The 16,336-nt window shown below is 59.3% G+C and carries 17 protein-coding genes and 1 pseudogene; 9 read left to right on the top strand and 9 right to left on the bottom strand.

Features of this window, described 5'->3' with window-relative positions:
- The first annotated feature begins 100 nt into the window (after positions 1 to 100).
- Genes AC56QX_RS36935 through AC56QX_RS36925 form a run of 3 tightly spaced genes read left to right on the top strand, consistent with a single transcriptional unit; the run spans position 101 to position 2,850 of the window.
- Entirely contained in the window at positions 101 to 880 is a 780-nt protein-coding gene (locus AC56QX_RS36935; protein ID WP_497118757.1) for an NYN domain-containing protein, read from the top strand.
- Between the two features lie 10 nt (positions 881 to 890).
- Entirely contained in the window at positions 891 to 1,175 is a 285-nt protein-coding gene (locus AC56QX_RS36930) for a mobilization protein (protein ID WP_497118756.1), read from the top strand.
- On the top strand, positions 1,168 to 2,850 hold the full coding sequence (locus AC56QX_RS36925) for a type IV secretory system conjugative DNA transfer family protein (RefSeq protein ID WP_497118755.1): 1,683 nt from the start codon (positions 1,168 to 1,170) through the stop codon (positions 2,848 to 2,850). The genes AC56QX_RS36930 and AC56QX_RS36925 overlap by 8 nt, the downstream gene beginning before the upstream one ends.
- 161 nt (positions 2,851 to 3,011) lie before the next feature.
- Here the strand turns inward: AC56QX_RS36925 and AC56QX_RS36920 are convergent, their stop codons facing one another.
- Genes AC56QX_RS36920 through AC56QX_RS36905 form a run of 4 tightly spaced genes read right to left on the bottom strand, consistent with a single transcriptional unit; the run spans position 3,012 to position 4,814 of the window.
- Positions 3,012 to 3,344: a helix-turn-helix domain-containing protein gene (locus AC56QX_RS36920; protein ID WP_497118754.1), complete on the bottom strand. Its 333-nt coding sequence runs from the start codon at positions 3,342 to 3,344 to the stop codon at positions 3,012 to 3,014.
- Complete coding sequence (locus tag AC56QX_RS36915; protein ID WP_497118753.1) at positions 3,325 to 3,708, bottom strand: type II toxin-antitoxin system RelE/ParE family toxin; 384 nt, start codon at positions 3,706 to 3,708, stop codon at positions 3,325 to 3,327. The genes AC56QX_RS36920 and AC56QX_RS36915 overlap by 20 nt, the downstream gene beginning before the upstream one ends.
- 54 nt (positions 3,709 to 3,762) lie before the next feature.
- A complete protein-coding gene (locus AC56QX_RS36910; protein ID WP_497118752.1) occupies positions 3,763 to 4,140 on the bottom strand; it encodes a chromosome partitioning protein ParB in 378 nt (125 codons plus the stop codon).
- Positions 4,137 to 4,814 carry an AAA family ATPase gene (locus AC56QX_RS36905; RefSeq protein ID WP_497118751.1) on the bottom strand — a complete coding sequence of 226 codons (678 nt, stop codon included), beginning with the start codon at positions 4,812 to 4,814 and terminating at the stop codon, positions 4,137 to 4,139. The genes AC56QX_RS36910 and AC56QX_RS36905 overlap by 4 nt, the downstream gene beginning before the upstream one ends.
- Positions 4,815 to 4,864: 50 nt before the next feature.
- Between AC56QX_RS36905 and AC56QX_RS36900 the strand changes: the two are divergent.
- A pseudogene (locus tag AC56QX_RS36900) lies at positions 4,865 to 5,261 on the top strand (transposase); the annotation flags it as partial.
- On the opposite strand, the gene AC56QX_RS36895 reads toward AC56QX_RS36900, so the two are convergent.
- Positions 5,239 to 6,219: an IS5 family transposase gene (locus AC56QX_RS36895; RefSeq protein WP_497118750.1), complete on the bottom strand. Its 981-nt coding sequence runs from the start codon at positions 6,217 to 6,219 to the stop codon at positions 5,239 to 5,241. The pseudogene AC56QX_RS36900 and the gene AC56QX_RS36895 overlap by 23 nt on opposite strands.
- Before the next feature lie 449 nt (positions 6,220 to 6,668).
- Between AC56QX_RS36895 and AC56QX_RS36890 the strand changes: the two genes are divergently transcribed.
- Together AC56QX_RS36890 and AC56QX_RS36885 are read left to right on the top strand one after the other, a co-directional pair.
- A complete protein-coding gene (locus AC56QX_RS36890; protein WP_497118748.1) occupies positions 6,669 to 7,613 on the top strand; it encodes a sensor domain-containing diguanylate cyclase in 945 nt (314 codons plus the stop codon).
- 638 nt (positions 7,614 to 8,251) lie between these two features.
- Entirely contained in the window at positions 8,252 to 8,443 is a 192-nt protein-coding gene (locus AC56QX_RS36885; RefSeq protein WP_497118747.1) for a hypothetical protein, read from the top strand.
- Positions 8,444 to 8,676: 233 nt separating this feature from the next.
- On the opposite strand, the gene AC56QX_RS36880 is transcribed toward AC56QX_RS36885, so the two are convergent.
- Positions 8,677 to 9,477, bottom strand: coding sequence for a hypothetical protein (locus AC56QX_RS36880; protein ID WP_497118746.1), 801 nt, complete (start codon positions 9,475 to 9,477; stop codon positions 8,677 to 8,679).
- A gap of 5 nt (positions 9,478 to 9,482) precedes the next feature.
- Between AC56QX_RS36880 and AC56QX_RS36875 the strand changes: the two genes are divergently transcribed.
- Together AC56QX_RS36875 and AC56QX_RS36870 are read left to right on the top strand one after the other, a co-directional pair.
- The gene (locus tag AC56QX_RS36875; RefSeq protein WP_183465491.1) at positions 9,483 to 10,199 is read left to right on the top strand and encodes an IS6 family transposase; all 717 of its coding nucleotides are present in this window, start codon (positions 9,483 to 9,485) and stop codon (positions 10,197 to 10,199) included.
- Positions 10,200 to 10,304: 105 nt separating this feature from the next.
- Entirely contained in the window at positions 10,305 to 11,114 is an 810-nt protein-coding gene (locus tag AC56QX_RS36870; RefSeq protein ID WP_497118745.1) for an AMP-binding protein, read from the top strand.
- Positions 11,115 to 11,328: 214 nt separating this feature from the next.
- Here the strand turns inward: AC56QX_RS36870 and AC56QX_RS36865 are convergent, their stop codons facing one another.
- Positions 11,329 to 12,366 (bottom strand): IS110 family RNA-guided transposase, encoded by a 1,038-nt coding sequence (locus AC56QX_RS36865; RefSeq protein ID WP_497118543.1) that lies wholly within the window; start codon positions 12,364 to 12,366, stop codon positions 11,329 to 11,331.
- 159 nt (positions 12,367 to 12,525) lie between these two features.
- Between AC56QX_RS36865 and AC56QX_RS36860 the strand changes: the two genes are divergently transcribed.
- Positions 12,526 to 13,356: a condensation domain-containing protein gene (locus AC56QX_RS36860; protein ID WP_497118744.1), complete on the top strand. Its 831-nt coding sequence runs from the start codon at positions 12,526 to 12,528 to the stop codon at positions 13,354 to 13,356.
- Between the two features lie 44 nt (positions 13,357 to 13,400).
- Here AC56QX_RS36860 and AC56QX_RS36855 read toward each other — a convergent pair whose 3' ends face one another.
- Both AC56QX_RS36855 and AC56QX_RS36850 read right to left on the bottom strand, forming a co-directional pair.
- Positions 13,401 to 14,117, bottom strand: a complete 717-nt coding sequence (locus AC56QX_RS36855; RefSeq protein WP_183465491.1) for an IS6 family transposase — start codon at positions 14,115 to 14,117, stop codon at positions 13,401 to 13,403.
- Positions 14,118 to 14,156: 39 nt separating this feature from the next.
- Positions 14,157 to 16,115, bottom strand: coding sequence for a condensation domain-containing protein (locus tag AC56QX_RS36850; RefSeq protein WP_497118743.1), 1,959 nt, complete (start codon positions 16,113 to 16,115; stop codon positions 14,157 to 14,159).
- Between the last annotated feature and the right edge of the window lie 221 nt (positions 16,116 to 16,336).

Below are 16,336 nucleotides of genomic sequence, written 5' to 3'. Positions count from 1 at the left end.
TCCGAAACCCCAAGATTTCAAGGCTCGCACCGTTCGTGCTCCCCTCCCTCACCGAAACCTGATAACCTCGGCTTCAACCGGAAAGAGGAGACAATGGGCTATGGTAATGGATAATGCTGCCACGCTGGCGCTGTTGATCGACGGCGACAACGCCACGCCGAAAATTATCACCGGCCTGCTGGCCGAGATCGCCAACTATGGCAGCGCCAGCGTCAAGCGCATCTATGGCGACTGGACCAAGCCGAACCTCAACGGCTGGAAGGAATGCCTGCTCGAACACTCGATTCAGCCGGTCCAGCAGTTCGCCTATACGACCGGGAAGAACGCGACCGATGGCGCGATGATTATCGACGCGATGGACCTGCTCTATACCGGCCGCTTCTCCGGCTTCTGCATCGTCTCAAGCGATAGCGACTTTGCCCGCCTCGCCTCGCGCATCCGTGAGCAGGGCGTCACCGTCTATGGGTTCGGCGAACGTAAGACGCCCCGCCCCTTCATTACGGCTTGCGACAAGTTCGTCTATTTCGACGTGCTCAACGCGGCCGTCGAACCGAAGGAAGCCGAAACCATCGCCGCGCCAAAAGCGGTAGCAGCGGCTAAGCCGGCCCCAGCAAAAGCTGCTCTCGATCGCACGGCGCTCGACATGCTGACGAAGGCTGTAATCGCTTCGGCGGACGAGGACGGCCGCGCCAATCTCGCTCGCGTTGGCGCACACCTGGCAAAGCAGGCTCCGGACTTCGACGCTCGCAACTACGGGTTTCCCCGTCTCTCCGATCTGGTCGAGGCATCCGGCATTGTCGAGGTCGAGCGCGTTGGCGAGGATCCGAAAATCGTCATGGTCCGCCTCAAGGGTGAACCGGCAGGCAGTCGCTCGAAATAGGATCACACAAATGGCGCGCAAGACGATCGAACAAAGGCTGGCCGAACTGGATGCGCAGCGCGCCACTCTCAAAGCCAGGTTGTCCAAACAGGAGCGCGCGAACGACACGCGCCGCAAGGTGCTGCTCGGCGCGCTCGTCCTGCATCGCCTCGAACACGGCCGCGACGACATGTCCCGCGCCCTCCCCAACTGGCTGCGCCGCGAGCTGCCGGGCTTCCTCACGCGCGACATGGACAGGGAACTGTTTGCCGATCTGATCAAGCGGCCAGCGGATGGGGGACGACCTCATGACTGATTTCCGGCTGGCATGGGCCGCCTTCAAGAACATGCTGCGCGCGGCCGGCCGCGATCCCCTGTGGGCCTTCGTCGCGATCATCACCGGCCCGTTCCGCGCCGCCGGCTACGTCGCCAGGATGGGGGCGCTATTCTTCCTCGTCCTGTTCATCGTCGGCGGCGGCCTCATGGCCCTCATGCAATGGGCCGGCATCCAGCGCGGCGATGTGCTCTGGTATGTCGGCAACTTCGCTTTCACCGCCTTTCTCGTCCTGTTCGTCTTCCGCCTCCTGTCCAGGCCGATGATTCAGCACTTCGGGTTCATGGACAGCGACACCCACGGCTCGGCCCGCTTCGCTACCGACAAGGAAGTGGCTCCCCTCACCCGCTCGCAAGCCGGCCTCCTGGTCGGCCGCGACAGCAAGACCGGAAAGCTCCTGCGCTATGATGGGCCGGCCCATCTGCTTACGATGGCACCGACCAGGACCGGCAAAGGTGTGGGAACCATCATCCCGAATCTGCTCACTGCCGACCGCTCCGTGATCTGCATCGACCCCAAGGGTGAAAATGCCAGGATCGCCGGCCGCGCCCGCCAGAAGTTCGGCCCGGTCCACGTCCTCGACCCCTTCGGCGTCACTGGAAAACCCTCGGCCGCTTTCAATCCCCTCGATGCCCTCGACCTTGACGGCCTCGACGTGGCCGAAGACGCAAGCACCTTGGCCGACGCCCTGGTCTATGACGAACCCGGCACGGCCGGCGAGGCGCATTGGAACGAGGAAGCAAAGGCACTGATCGCCGGCGTCATCCTCCATATCGTCGCCACAGAACCGCGCGCCAGGCGCACCCTCGCCACCCTGCGCGAGAACCTGACCCTGGCGCCGGAAATCTTCTCCGCGCTCATGAAGGAAATGCAGCGCTCGAACTCCGTTGGCGGCCTGGTCGCCCGCGCCGCCAACCGCCACCTTGGAAAATCCGACCGCGAGGCGGCCGGCGTCCTCTCGGCCGCGCAGCGCCATACCCATTTCCTCGACAGCCCGCGTATGACCGCCGTGCTCAGCCGGTCCGACTTCGCGTTCCGCGACCTGAAGGTGCGCACCGGAACGGTGTTCCTCGTCCTGCCGCCCGATCGCCTCGCGACCTATTCAAGATGGCTGCGCCTGCTGGTCACCCAAAGCCTCACCGACATGGCAAGGGCCGCCAGTTCGTCCCCTGCCCCACTGGCTGCGCCAGTCCTGTACCTGCTGGATGAGTTCGCCGCCCTTGGCCACATCGCCCCCGTAGAGCGCGCTATGGGCCTCATGGCCGGCTACGGCGTCCAGCTCTGGCCCATTCTGCAGGACGTTCACCAGCTCCGCGCCACCTACGGCACGCGCGCCGGAACATTCCTGTCGAACGCCGGCGTCCTGCAGGTGTTCGGCGTCAACGATCACGAAAGCGCCCGCCTCGTCTCAGATCTGCTCGGACAGGAAACCGCCGTGTTCAAGACGATGGGCCAGGCGCTCGATTCCGAAAAGTCCGGCATATCCTACGGCGAGCACCATTCCGGCCGGCCGCTGCTCACCCCTGACGAAGTGCGCAGCCTGCCGCAAAACATCGAACTTCTGTTCCTGGCAGGACAACGCCCTATCCTCGCCGGCAAGCTCGCCTATTACGCCGATCCCGAGTTCCGGGGGCTGTTCGACCAGATAGAGCGATAACCGGAACCATAGTGCAGGCGGCCCCTATGGAATCCTGAACCTGTCGGGCTGCACCAGGCACGACGCCAGCCCCCGGCCGGCCCGCTCTCTCACATAGGGCCGTAGGGACGGTCGGGCCGGATGATTACATGCTTACCTGCAAGCATGTTCGCCCTGCCCTACTAATGCAGCGCCTCAATGCCCCGCCGCCGGATGACGTTCAACAGGGCCAGCGCCGGCCCCTTGGCCAGCGCCTCGCCGCGCTCAAGCTGCGACACATAGCCGGGCGTCACATTGAGATAGCGGCCGAACGCGGCTTGGCTAAGGTGCGCCCGCTCGCGCACGGCCCGCACCTGTGCGCCTGTCATCGGCGTTTCGGTCGGCAAGACCTTCTCTCCAAGGTGCCGCGCGGTGATCTTCTCATAGGTGGCCTCGTCCATGATCCCGAGGCGGCGCTGCGCGCCCGCCATTTCCGCGATCTCGCGGGCGAGGCGACTAGGCTTCGTCGTCGTCATGCTCGATCTCCTTCAAATCTCCGTCCTCAATGGCTTGCACGACCAGCTCGGCCGACGCGGCAAGCCAGTTCGCCCCAATCGTGCGCAGGGCCGCCAGTTCGTCATCGTCAATGTTGTCGCGGTCGCTTTTGGCGAACGCATACAGAAACACCGCGCGCCCAGCCGCCCGATAGGCGACGATCATCCGAAACCCGCCAGAACGTCCCTGACCAGGCCGCGCCACGCGCTGCTTGATAAGGCCGCCGCCAAGATCGGCGTCGATGGTGCCATGCTCGGCCCGCTCGATCGCCTCGCTCAAGCTGGCGTCGGCAATCCGTTGCCGGCGGGCGAACCGCATAACGCCTCTGGTCAAGAAAATTCGCACGGAACCTCGCTATAGCACCACACACTATAGTTCATATTGTTATAGTTTCAAGATTCATCGGCACGACACAAGCGCCCGCCCGCCCGCTCTCTCACATAGGACCGTAGGGACGGCCGGGTCCCCACCCCCTCGAACGACTGGGAAATTGTATTTGGCGAAAAGCAGGTTCAGCGCCTCGGCCACAAGCCTCTCCTGCGGAATCCGCTTGCCCTTGTCATCGCGTGTTCGGAAGCTGAGTTCTTCCAGCGTCTCCCAATAGGCCGGAGGCAAGTGGTGTGTTTTGGCCGCCTTATTGGCCCGCGACGGCGGAATATAGGTTCCGGCCGGCTGCGGGCTGCGAGCGGCCCGCTTCGGCTCGGCCGGCGGGTCGGAAGCCGCAGGCTGCTCTGCCGTCTTGATGGCGGTCGCCAGAAGGGAAGGCTTGCGGCTCATGCTTTCATCCTTTCATGCTTACCTGTAATCATGCTTCCCTGCTCCGAAAGGAAGCTGAACAGGCCGGCGACTTCCTGGGCCGCTCGCCCTTCCGGTTCCAGTTCCTGCGGCGTCTGCCCCAAGGCCAGGGCGTCCTCGTAGGCCTTCAGGCGCGACATATGGATGGGTGCGACCGGCACGTTGAACCGCTCCGTAATCGCGGCGGCATCGTCGGCCGCCCTGCCCCCGGCGTTGGGATGCACGAGATTCAGCACCACGAATGCGGGAGGATTGTCGGCCATGTCCAGAAGCCGCTTTAGCGGCTCCAATGTGTCGATCGCGAAAATCTGCGCCTGGGTCGGGATCAACACCATGTCGGCGTGCTTGGCCGCCTCGGTCGAGGCGCTGTCCATCTTGCCGGGCGTATCGATGAACACCCAATCCATGCCAAGGCCGCGATAGGCGTCCAGCGAGCGCCGGACAGCGCCGGGCTGAATCGAGGCAACGTCCGGGCCGTCGCCTTCTCGCCGGTCGAACCAGTTGACGGCGTTTGTCTGAGGGTCGAGGTCGAGCAGGGCCGATTTCTTCCCGGCCAGGTGCGCCGCGACCGCAAGCGCCGTCGCGATCGTGGTCTTGCCGGTCCCGCCTTTTTGCGTGCAGAGCGCCACAGCGTTGGTGCATGGATTCTTTGTCAACGGTTTGGCGATAGGCAGGCAGGATCGAAATCAGCTTGATGCGAGTTGCCATGCCGTACAAATACAACGCAGATCGTCGTCATCACGTCGGAAAGATGAAATTCAGGGTGACGAATTGGCGTGACTACGAAGCAGGTCTGCGCCGGCGTGGTAGCCCTGACCTTATGGGTAACGCCGGAGGCACTGGCGGGATGGCGCGCTCCGCGACGCAAGACCCGCGGCGGCCAAGCCCGGTATTCCGATCTCGCCATTGAGACAGCGCTGACGTTGGGTTGCGTCTTGGCAATGCGGCTGCGCCAGACCGAGGGATTGCTCCACTCGCTGCTGGATCTCATGGGGCTGAAAGTCCCAGTTCCAGATCATACGACGCAGCACTGTTGCATGGATCAGACTTTGGACGAGGCAACCCTATCCACTGCATTTTTCATGCAACGCGCTCGAACTTGGGCCGGCCAAGTTCTGTCATCCGGTTAAGAACACGGACGCCAATCTTCGCTTCAGTCTTCTGATTGTCAAAATGTCGCGCTTTGAGTTTGGGCCCGATCACAGCCTTCCATCGACCCATCTGGGTCTCAGCGCGACTGCGCTTGTTGTAGCCGGTGGATTTCTGCCATGCCATCCGCCCTTTGGTCTGGATTTCTGCAATATGGCGATCGCGGACAGATGGAACCAGCACCGATTGAGGGCTGGCAACGGCAGTCTTGGGAGGTGGGATAATGACCTCCACGATCTCACCAAAGCGTGTCGCCAGAAGATCTCGGGTTGGCGTTCCATCATAGGCGCCGTCGGCAATGAACTTCTCGACGGGGCCACCGATCTGGTCCAGAAGTCCTGGTAACGCTGTCGGATCGCCGACATCATCCACGGTCAGATCGGAACAAACAATCTCACCACTGACAAGATTGAGACCAAGGTGCAGTTTGCGCCATCTTTTGCGTTTGGCCTTGGTTTTGTGCTTGTTTTCCAGCCACTCGCCCTCGCCGAAGACCTTCAAGCCGGTGCTGTCGACAACCAGATGGACCGGACCTGATGTTGTGGCTCGGGACTTTGTCGACGGCAACGCCAGCCCTTTGCTCCGGCGAGACAGGGTGGAGAAGTCAGGCACGGCAATATCGAACCCCATCAGCGCCGCGACACTGCGCATCAAGCCTTGGGTCTGGCGTAGCGCCAGCCCGTAGACGACGCGCAGGGTCAAGCACAACGTAATCGCCAGATCCGAGTATTTCGGCTGACCACCCCGCGATGTCCGCCTCTGCGCCGTCCATAAAGACAGAGCCTCATCCTTCACCCAGATGGTCAAATCACCACGTTGACGCAGGCTTTCATTATATGCCGGCCAATTCGTCACTTGATATTTCTGCTTGGCAATCTTGTCCCGCCGATCGGCATTGAACTTGTGCGGCATCGTCGAAATCCGGATCAGGAGACTGAAAACCACCGCTCAATATCAGTCGCCGGGTGATCCACGCAACAACGCCCCTTCTTGACGCCCTAACCCTTTGAGTTCTTTGCCCGAAACTTTTCCGCTTGACGAGTAGATAGTAGTATTTCTCGTTAATGTGACATCCCCTTAAATAATGCTGTCGGATACTCTCGGCGTTTCGATGTTGGTCGATGGATAAAAAACCGAAATCCGTCCGGCGCGTCGGAATCGACCGTGGTGAGCTCGTAGGTGGGTTTTCACACGGCCTCGGTCGAACCCCGGCCATTCTGGACAGTTCAGGGACCTTGAATCCACGGCTGAATTGCTTGGAATAATATTACCGGTATCGGATACAGTCTCTTAACGATGCTCGGTCGAACTTGAGTGGACTGAGGAGCGGTGAGCACTCATGGGAGGCAGGGTTTGGAATTATGACCTCAATTCTTCAGACAACAGGCTTCGCGGTCGCCGTTCTCGATGCGCTCACATCCAATATCTGCATTGTCGATCGGGTGGGCGAGATCATTGCCGTGAACCGAGCCTGGCAAAATTTCGGCGCAGCAAACTCCATCGATGTTTATCGCTCTGATGTCGGGACCCACTATCTCAAGATCTGCCGAGGCGCGGTAGGGCCCGGATCTGAAGAAGCGGAGGGCTTCGCCACGGGTGTCCAGTCTGTTCTAAGCGGTGAAACCGCACTGTTTCAAATGGAATACCCCTGCCATTCGCCGACTGAATTCAGATGGTTTTTAGGTCGGGTGACGCCGCTGAAAGTCAAGCAGCAAGGAGCGGTGGTCTCTCACCTCAACATTACTGACCGAAAGATGCTCGAGGTTGATCTGGCCAGACTGGCTTCTACAGACCCACTCACCGGCTTGCCAAATCGGAGATACTTTCTCCAGATTGGCAACGGTGAAGTCGAGCGGGTCCGGCGCTTCCGGTCACCGGCATCGGTGATTATGATCGACGTGGATCACTTCAAGGCTGTCAATGACACCTATGGCCATGCAATGGGGGATGAAACCCTGCGTTGTCTTTCACTGCTCTGCATGGGGTCCGTAAGGCAGATTGACGTGCTGGCTCGCATTGGTGGAGAGGAGTTCGCGGTTATCCTGCCGGCCGCTGATCTATTCGGTGCCGCTAAGCTGGCCGAAAAGCTCCGGGAAATGGTGGAGAAAACTCCTATCCAAAAGGAAAACACCACGGTCAGAATCACCGCGAGTTTCGGTGTCACGGAAATCTTCGCTGACGATCGGAATATCGATGACGCCTTGGCTCGCGCCGATTCAGCTCTCTACGATGCAAAGCGGAGTGGCAGGAACTGCGTGAAGGTTTTTCCTGACGTGCGCTACGCGGCACCAAAACTGCACCCCTGAGTGGCAGATCGGATGTGCGCCGCTGCTGGCTGTCCCTGCGCAAACCGATGCAGGCGCGAGACGCGCCACCCCGTCACGTGGACTTAGTCCGGCTGTTCGACGCCGCCTCGCATCGAAATGATAAGAAAATCCACAAACAGAGCGCAGCGCAAGCACGGCTTTTATCTAAAGGGGAACTCTTATTTTTCTTGTGGATCGTGGCCAAAGTGCGGCTCGTCGCAAGTGGAGTTCGAGGGACGAGCTAACCGCCTTGATGATCTTCTCCGCCGTCCGAAATCTCTTCGTCCCATCCCAGACCAACCGCTCCGCAGCGCGAATTCGAGCCCATCGACGCCAGGCAATGGCCGCGTGGGAAGCCGTGAGTGCACGGCCTGCCTGAAAAGCGCGGTGTCGGCCTCACGCGGCCACATTTCAAACAACGGGACAACGCCCGGCATTCCTCTCGCGCCTGAGACCGGAGCACCCTGACATCCGGGCGATCCTGTTCGAATGCACGCTATATCTCGCAAAAGGCAGCCGGCGACCTGGCTAATCCCCCGGATTATCCCCGATTTAAATCAAATCCGTCTGTGGATATTGACGATTGCGCGACCCTCACCTCGTAGACGGCTAATGCGGGCGGCTACTGAGAGGGTCATATGACAAGCGATTTTTCCGCCGCCCGAGTGCATTTAGATCGAGCGTATCACTACCTTCGTGGCGATGACCCGATGAGCCAGAGGGGACGCGAAGCCTTGGACCTGTTAATTGAGGCGGTTGCCGTCGAAGAGTTCAAGCAGCCACGCCAAAACGCGGAGGTGCTAATGTTTCCAATCGGGCGCCGCTTCTGAGGCGATCTCCATGGCCGCCACTTTGAGTCATGGTGAGCAAATCCTCCCATAACGCAAAGATGCTCGCCCCGGCTTGAGCCGAGACGGGCAATAGAACTGGTCCCAATCGCGCGTCCACGAAACAGCGCCGGCAGGTGAAATTCAGCAGAATGTCCATCCTGGCGCAACGTCATGTTCCCCGAACTGAGAAATTGACCGATGCCGTGAAAAAACTCGACTGTGCGCCTGTCACCCTACTCCGGTTTCTTATAGGTGGTCGGGTAGCCCCTCCCGATCACCGTGTACCCCTCCTCACCCTCCGAATGAATCCTGAGAATGTTGGAGGGGGGCAGTTTGTGTTCGACGCCGAGATCGAGGCCTTCGCGAAGGAATACGGAACCCAGGCTGCACGCATATTCCCTGACGGCAATCCTGGCGGCGCTAAAGCCTGCCAAGCCACCGTTGGCTTCCGCAAGCGGTACCGTGATCTCGAAGACTCTGCCGCGGCCGATTTCCTTCAGAACGCTGATCACATCCTCATCTTCCGTTCCAACAAGCAGCCAGTAAGCGGATTCGCCGCCCCAGTGCTCGACGAGCAGCTTCACGGCGGATTCGTCCGGATGGAGCGGCACAGTTGTTGACCAGAAGCCTTTGCGGACGCCGAAATCCGTGGGCAGGCGGGGTCGCTTGATGATCCTAGTGCCCTGTTCCGGTGTCAACCCTCCAGCCGCGACCTGACGATCGACGCGGTTGTTCAGGGAATCCCCCGCGGTCGGAACGATGCCTTCGGCCTGCACGGATTCAACCTCGTCGTCAGTCATCCGGGTGTAGTGGAATGTCCGCAACGTTTTCGTTGACATGATTTCGGCAAGGCCATCGACCGTCGCCGCGTAGTCGCCTTGGAACCGGTTCGGCTGGATCGGCACCCAGGTCGCGAGCTTGGCGACCATGATGTCCTTCTTCCGCTCGAGGGCAGAATAGCCGTCGATGATGTCTCGGTGGGACTCGAGAGGCACCGTAAAGTTAACCGACGGCTGATGAAGATGTGCGAACATGGGCCATGTCAGAAGTTGCTCGTGATCCGCTTTATCGTCGCCACCGCTTTCCCGCCGAGATCATTGCGCACGCGGTATGGCTCTACTTTCGCTTTCCGCTCAGCCTGCGCATGGTTGAGGACATGTTGGCGGCCCGCGGCATCATCGTCACGCATCAGACCATTCGAAGCTGGGCGGAGAAATTCGGGCGGCATTTCGCCCGGGAGATCAAGCGACGGTCAGCCGGCTGCCTGGGCGACAAATGGCATCTCGACGAATGTGTGGTGGCCATCAATGGCAAGAAGCAGTGGCTCTGGCGTGCCGTCGATCAGGACGGCTTCGTCCTCGAAGTGCTGGTGCAAAGCCGCCGAAATGCCAAGGCGGCAAAGCGTCTGATGCGCAAGTTGCTGAAGGCTCAAGGGCGGACACCACGGGTCATGATCACCGACAAGCTCCGGTCCTATGATGCCGCCAGGCGCGACCTCATGCCCGGTGTCGAACACCGGTCGCACAAAGGCCTCAATAATCGAGCGGAAAATTCGCACCAGCCGACCCGACGACGCGAAAGGACCATGAAACGCTTCAAGTCGGCACGCCAGCTTCAGCGGTTCGTTTCCATCCATGATCCGATTGCCAACCTGTTCCACTTTCCCCGCAATACGCTGTCATCGGCTCAACATCGAGACCTGCGTAACGCCGCCATGCAAATCTGGAACAAAATCGCGTGTCTCGCCGCAGCGTGACAGCCGTCCCGGCCAGCTATCGCTGCATCAATCCGCTGATAACTTTACAGTGCCTTTGGAGGACTCCTGAAGGGGGTCCCAACGCTGATCCTGACCGATGACCAGTTGCTCGACCCCGACCTCTTGTTGAGTGCCTTGACTAGGCATCGCGTGACTCGGTTGTTCGCTTCCCCGCCCATTCTGTCCGGTCTGATCGCCTCTCAAAAACGACATGCGGAAACGACCAGCTTGCGCCTAGTCACAAGCAGTGCTGAACCGATGCCGCCATCGCTTCCTTCTCGTTGGCGACAGAGCTTTCCAGATGTGCCGCTATGGAATTTTTATGGCGCCACGGAATGCGCGTCTAATGCGGCAGTCTACGCAACATCGGAGGCGGACGATGGCTCTAAAGCTGTGCCGATCGGGCGCCCAATCGACAATGTGAAGATCTATGTGCTCAATGCACAGTTGGAGCGGGTTCCCGTCGGGGTAGCAGGCGAACTCTGCGTCGCGGGACGCTGCGTAAGCACGGGGTACTGGCGGGACCCAGAGCGAACGAAGCAAAGTTTCGTGCCCAATCCATACGATGACTGCCAATACGGCCTTCTTTATCGCAGTGGCGATATCGCCCGCGTCTCAGCCAAAGGTGTTTTGGAGATTTGCGGTCGATCGGACAATCAAATCAAGCTCCGAGGTTTCCGAATTGAGCTGGAGGAAATCGAAACCGCCCTTGAAGCGCATCCTGGCATTGCCAGGGCAACCGCAGTCGTTCGGGGAGTGGATGACAATCGCCGACTGGTGGCCATAGTGGTCCCAACTGACGACGGCCTTACCTCAGGAGACCTTGTGAATCACCTACGGCAGGAATTGCCGCCCTTCTCTATTCGGCGTGTTGAGGTCAAGCACTTTCGAGTATTCTACTCTGCCGGCTTGTGATGTCTCTCGCGGGCTCTTGCTTCTCTCCGGGATCGGCGCGCGTCTCGGCCCTCCCAATATGGGATTAGAAGGACAAGACGGAACAATCTACAGCGCGTCCTGATCGCAATATGCGGTCGGAACCAGGGCGGCAACGAACTCATCTCATCCATCGTCCCGCGAAGGACGTCTTTCCGCCGGCTGGCGGAATGTTATTCTCCTTCCCGAAGACCCGTCAAGCAACTGCCGACATACTTTCCCTCGTCCAGCGGAATTCGGTCCCGTTGCTCCACATGCGATGCATGATCACTGCCAGTCGCCGCGCCAACGCGACGACGGCCTTCTGACGACCCCGTCGTTTGGCGACATTCATCGCCCAGGCTTTCAACCAAGACCATTTCGTCACACGCGTCAGCAGGCATTGGGCGGCTTCATAGAGGAGCGTGCGCATCATGCCGTCGCCGCATAGTGAGACGCGGCCGACGCGACGACTTTCGCCGGACTGATTGAGTACCGGCGTCAGACCCAACGCTGGACCAACGGCCTTCGAGCTGCTGAAGCGGGCCGGAACATCGATTGTGGAACTGAAGGCCAGAGAGACGACAGGTCCGACGCCGGGGATCGTCATCAAGCGCCTGCAAACCTCGTCACCTCGGACGATCGACAGCAGCTTCCGATGGAGTTTCGCGAACTCTTCGCGCAGTTTCCGCCGGGCGGCCAGCAACGGCTCGATGATGTCGCCGATCTCAGGCTCGTCCTCGACGAGTTCGCGAATTCGCTCTTCAAAATTGACTGCACCGACGGTGCCGACCTTGAGCCCAAAGTTGCGCAACAAACCGCGGATGTCGTTCTCGAAGGCAACTGCCTTCTCCTGCAGCAACTTACGGGCGCTCAAAAGGACACGGCGTTTCTGGCTGGTCAGCGTCTTGACGTGCACCGGCCGGAACAGATTGACCCGCATCATCTGTGCAATGCCGCGGGCATCATTGCGATCGCTCTTATTGACCTGCGCCTTTAGAAACGCCTTCGTGTGCCGTGTCTCAATACAGATCGCCGGCAAGCCGGCTGCCGCCAGTCCGCTGAACAGCCATTGCGACAATGGCCCAGCCTCAAGCCCTACGCGCGCCAGTTGCCAGGTTGGGTCCTGCAGAGCCCGGATAAGGTCATCCGGGTGGCTCGGGACCTTCACTTCACGGCAAACCTTGCCTGTTTCGTCGATGATGCATACTGACGTCTCTTTCACCGAAACGTCTAACCCCGCATAATGGTCCATGCCGCGCTTCCTTTCCTGATGCTTGTGGCTGTTCCTGAACAGACCACGTCTATCATCAACTCGAAGCGCAGCGCCTCTCCACACGAAGCCTTGAAGAGAGGGCGCTAAGCCGAATACCCCATCTACATGATTCCATCCGATTTTCGCATGGTGGACCGTATGCCACTGACGGCGAGCGGGAAGATAGATCGTCGTCGCCTCTCTTCTGTCCGATCCCGCGAGCTTCGGAATGCCCAATCTACTGAGCCGCGCACGGAGCGGGAGAGACTTCTTGCCGAGATCTGGCAAGAACTGTTAGGCGCCAAATCCATCGGGATCGATGACAGCTTCTTTGATATCGGCGGAAACTCTCTTCTGAGTGTGCGTTGCGTTACATTAGCGCGTAAAGCCGGACTGAGCTTGACCGTTGGCCAACTGTACAGAACATCGACCATTCGGGAATTGGCCAAGGAAATCGCATCGGCCACGACGATCTCTGCCTATGAGGCTCCCGATGGACCGTTGCGAGTGACTCCCGCCGTCTCATCTTGGAACAGCCTTGTCGGATTAGGCGAGCACTACAACCTTGGCGACCTTTTCTTCCTGCCCGCGGGTCTCCTGAATCTATCAATCCTTGAAGGCGCCCTTGCTCATGTCATTGGTCGGCACGAAGGACTGAAACTTCGAATAGTCCAAACCGAGAGCGGCCTATCTCAGGCAATCGGATCGGTACCCAATCCCCTCGTGGAAGAAATAGACCTGGTCGGCATGGCCACGGCAAAACAGCTGACGGTCATCGAAGGCGCCTGCGCAGAGCGTCAAACCAGGTTTCGGTTTGACGGTCAGACACCCCTCGTCAGGCTTTCAGCCTTCCGGACATCAGAGAGCGGCAACTACTATCTGCTTGTTTTGATGCATCACTTTGTAGCTGACGGGACTGGGTACCGACTGTTCCTAAATGCACTGGAAACAGCCTACAATACGCTAGCCGTAGGCGGGACGGCACTGTAAAGTTATCAGCGGATTGATGCAGCGATAGCTGGCCGGGACGGCTGTCACGCTGCGGCGAGACACGCGATTTTGTTCCAGATTTGCATGGCGGCGTTACGCAGGTCTCGATGTTGAGCCGATGACAGCGTATTGCGGGGAAAGTGGAACAGGTTGGCAATCGGATCATGGATGGAAACGAACCGCTGAAGCTGGCGTGCCGACTTGAAGCGTTTCATGGTCCTTTCGCGTCGTCGGGTCGGCTGGTGCGAATTTTCCGCTCGATTATTGAGGCCTTTGTGCGACCGGTGTTCGACACCGGGCATGAGGTCGCGCCTGGCGGCATCATAGGACCGGAGCTTGTCGGTGATCATGACCCGTGGTGTCCGCCCTTGAGCCTTCAGCAACTTGCGCATCAGACGCTTTGCCGCCTTGGCATTTCGGCGGCTTTGCACCAGCACTTCGAGGACGAAGCCGTCCTGATCGACGGCACGCCAGAGCCACTGCTTCTTGCCATTGATGGCCACCACACATTCGTCGAGATGCCATTTGTCGCCCAGGCAGCCGGCTGACCGTCGCTTGATCTCCCGGGCGAAATGCCGCCCGAATTTCTCCGCCCAGCTTCGAATGGTCTGATGCGTGACGATGATGCCGCGGGCCGCCAACATGTCCTCAACCATGCGCAGGCTGAGCGGAAAGCGAAAGTAGAGCCATACCGCGTGCGCAATGATCTCGGCGGGAAAGCGGTGGCGACGATAAAGCGGATCACGAGCAACTTCTGACATGGCCCATGTTCGCACATCTTCATCAGCCGTCGGTTAACTTTACGGTGCCCCTCCAAAATACTCCCATGCTGCGGCAACAAGTCCCGCCGACTTCTGAACAACGATCACGTCGACGCCATCAAACGGAAAGCATCGCCACATCCAGTTCAGTCGATTGAGTATTGCGGGCTCAGGTATGAGAACGCCTTTCGCCTTACCCGTTGAGGATGAGGTGTAGATCAGGCTGGCTGCGCTGTTATCAGGCTGCTCGACCTCGCAGTGCATTGCCCGAGCGGGGTAGTATCTCGCCTGCAGGAAAGACAAGCTAATGGACGGCACACCGAAATCGATCTCTTCGTCCGCGCTGGCGTGAATTAGGAGCTTTGCACCGCTATCTCTTACAACGTGGCTGATCCGTTCCTTCGGGCAATCTGGCGATATAGGCACGACGGTCGCCTGCATTGCCCGGATAGCCAAAGTTGTAGTGGCCACTTCAGGTGACCGGTCGATCAGCATGGCGACCATGTCGCCCGGCCCTACCTCGCCGGTACGCAGAGCGGACTGGATCGCCGCCATGCGTTCGCGCAGTTGGCCGAACGTGACTTCTCCGAACTCGCCGAAATACGCCACCCGGTCGTTCTTTGCGCTGACCTGATCGAAGGCTTCCACGAGCGAAGGTTCGTTCTCATATACCTGCTCAGGGCCCTTGAGCGCGTCCAGCATGGCGACCTCCGAGGGGCACAGGCAGGTCAGGGCGACAATCGGCTCAGCCGGCCTGTCGACACAGGCAGCAATAAGATGGCGAAGATTGGCGGCCATGCGAGCAATCAGGTCACTTGAAAAAATGTCTTCCGCATATGCCAGTTGCAGCGCAATCGCATCGCCCTGGTCTTGCGCATACAGGGTAAGGTCGAACTTCACATAGCCTGTGTCATATTCACGAAACGTCAGATCCAAATCGCGTTCGGCCGGTGGCTCCTGGGGTTCGGAGTACATGTTGAACATGACTTGGAAGATTGGAGATCGACCGGCTTCGCGGTACAATCGGGCGTCCCTCACCATCCAACTGAATGGATACGCCGAGTTCGCGATGGCATCGCTGACAAGGGCTTGCACATGAGTTACGTGAGCCACAAAGGACTTATTGACATCGATCGTCGTTCGGATTGGTAGCATATTGAGGAAAAAGCCAACGATCTCCTCAGTGCCTGTCTGGTCGCGCACGACGTGTGGTATACCGACGATGATATCGTCCTGGCCGCTATACATCCGCAACAGGAGCTTAAAGCATGCCAACAGGATCGTGGATGTGGTGCACCTGTGCCGACGTGCAAAACCCCTCACTTGATCGGACAGTTCTTCACCAAGGGGAACCGCATGCGAGGCTCCACGGTAGGAACTCCCTTTCGGCCGGGGTCGATCACTCGCTAACAAAAGCGCGGGCGGATTGTCGCCGATCTGCCCACGCCAGTAGCGCCGCTGCTCAACCAGCAAGTCCGGTGTAACGTGTACACTTTCCCAGAGCGCATAGGCCGATAGTGACACACGATGCTCTGGAGAGAACGGGGCAGCATTGGAGTATCTCGTTCGCAAGTCTCTGAGCAGGACGGAGATCGACCAAGCATCTATGATGATTTCGTGTGCGGTTATCAGTATTAGATGGTCGTTCGCGGCAAGGCGGATCATGCGCGCACGAAACAAATGGCCCTGACTGAGATCAAAGGTGTGGTTGAGCTCGGTCCGCCGCATCTCCGCCACAAGCTCCTCAGCCTCCTGTCGCGTAAGGTGAGTGGTGTCAACCAACTCTAAATTGGCGCAGTGCGGATCATCAAAAATCTGGACCGGCCCGTCTTCGTCGCTGAAACGTGCCGAAAGCGCGTCGTGGGCCCCGACGACATCGATCCAAGCTTCATTGAAAGCAGTCAGATCGATTGCTCCTCGTATACGCACGCCACCTTGAACGACGTAGTTCTTCGCATCCGGATCGAGCTGCCAGAGGAACCACAGGTGTTCCTGCACCCGTGTCAGCGTTGATCGTCCGTGCTTTCGGCCCACTGGAAGCACGTTATGTGTCGTTTCGGATTGGCTTGATAGCGATGCCGCCAGCGACCTGACGGTCCCATTTAGCCGCCTTGATGCACAGCGATGAGTTTTCGGCGGCCTGAAGCGACGATTTGGTCGCGATGTGGGTGCATTTTGACAAGCCTGGGCGGGCGGCGGCGGTGATCCGTCGTGATGGC

The sequence above is a fragment of the Mesorhizobium sp. RCAM 06353 genome (assembly GCF_059683585.1).
Note: the sequence above shows the minus strand (reverse complement) of the source record. Positions and strands in the feature narration are given on the sequence as shown.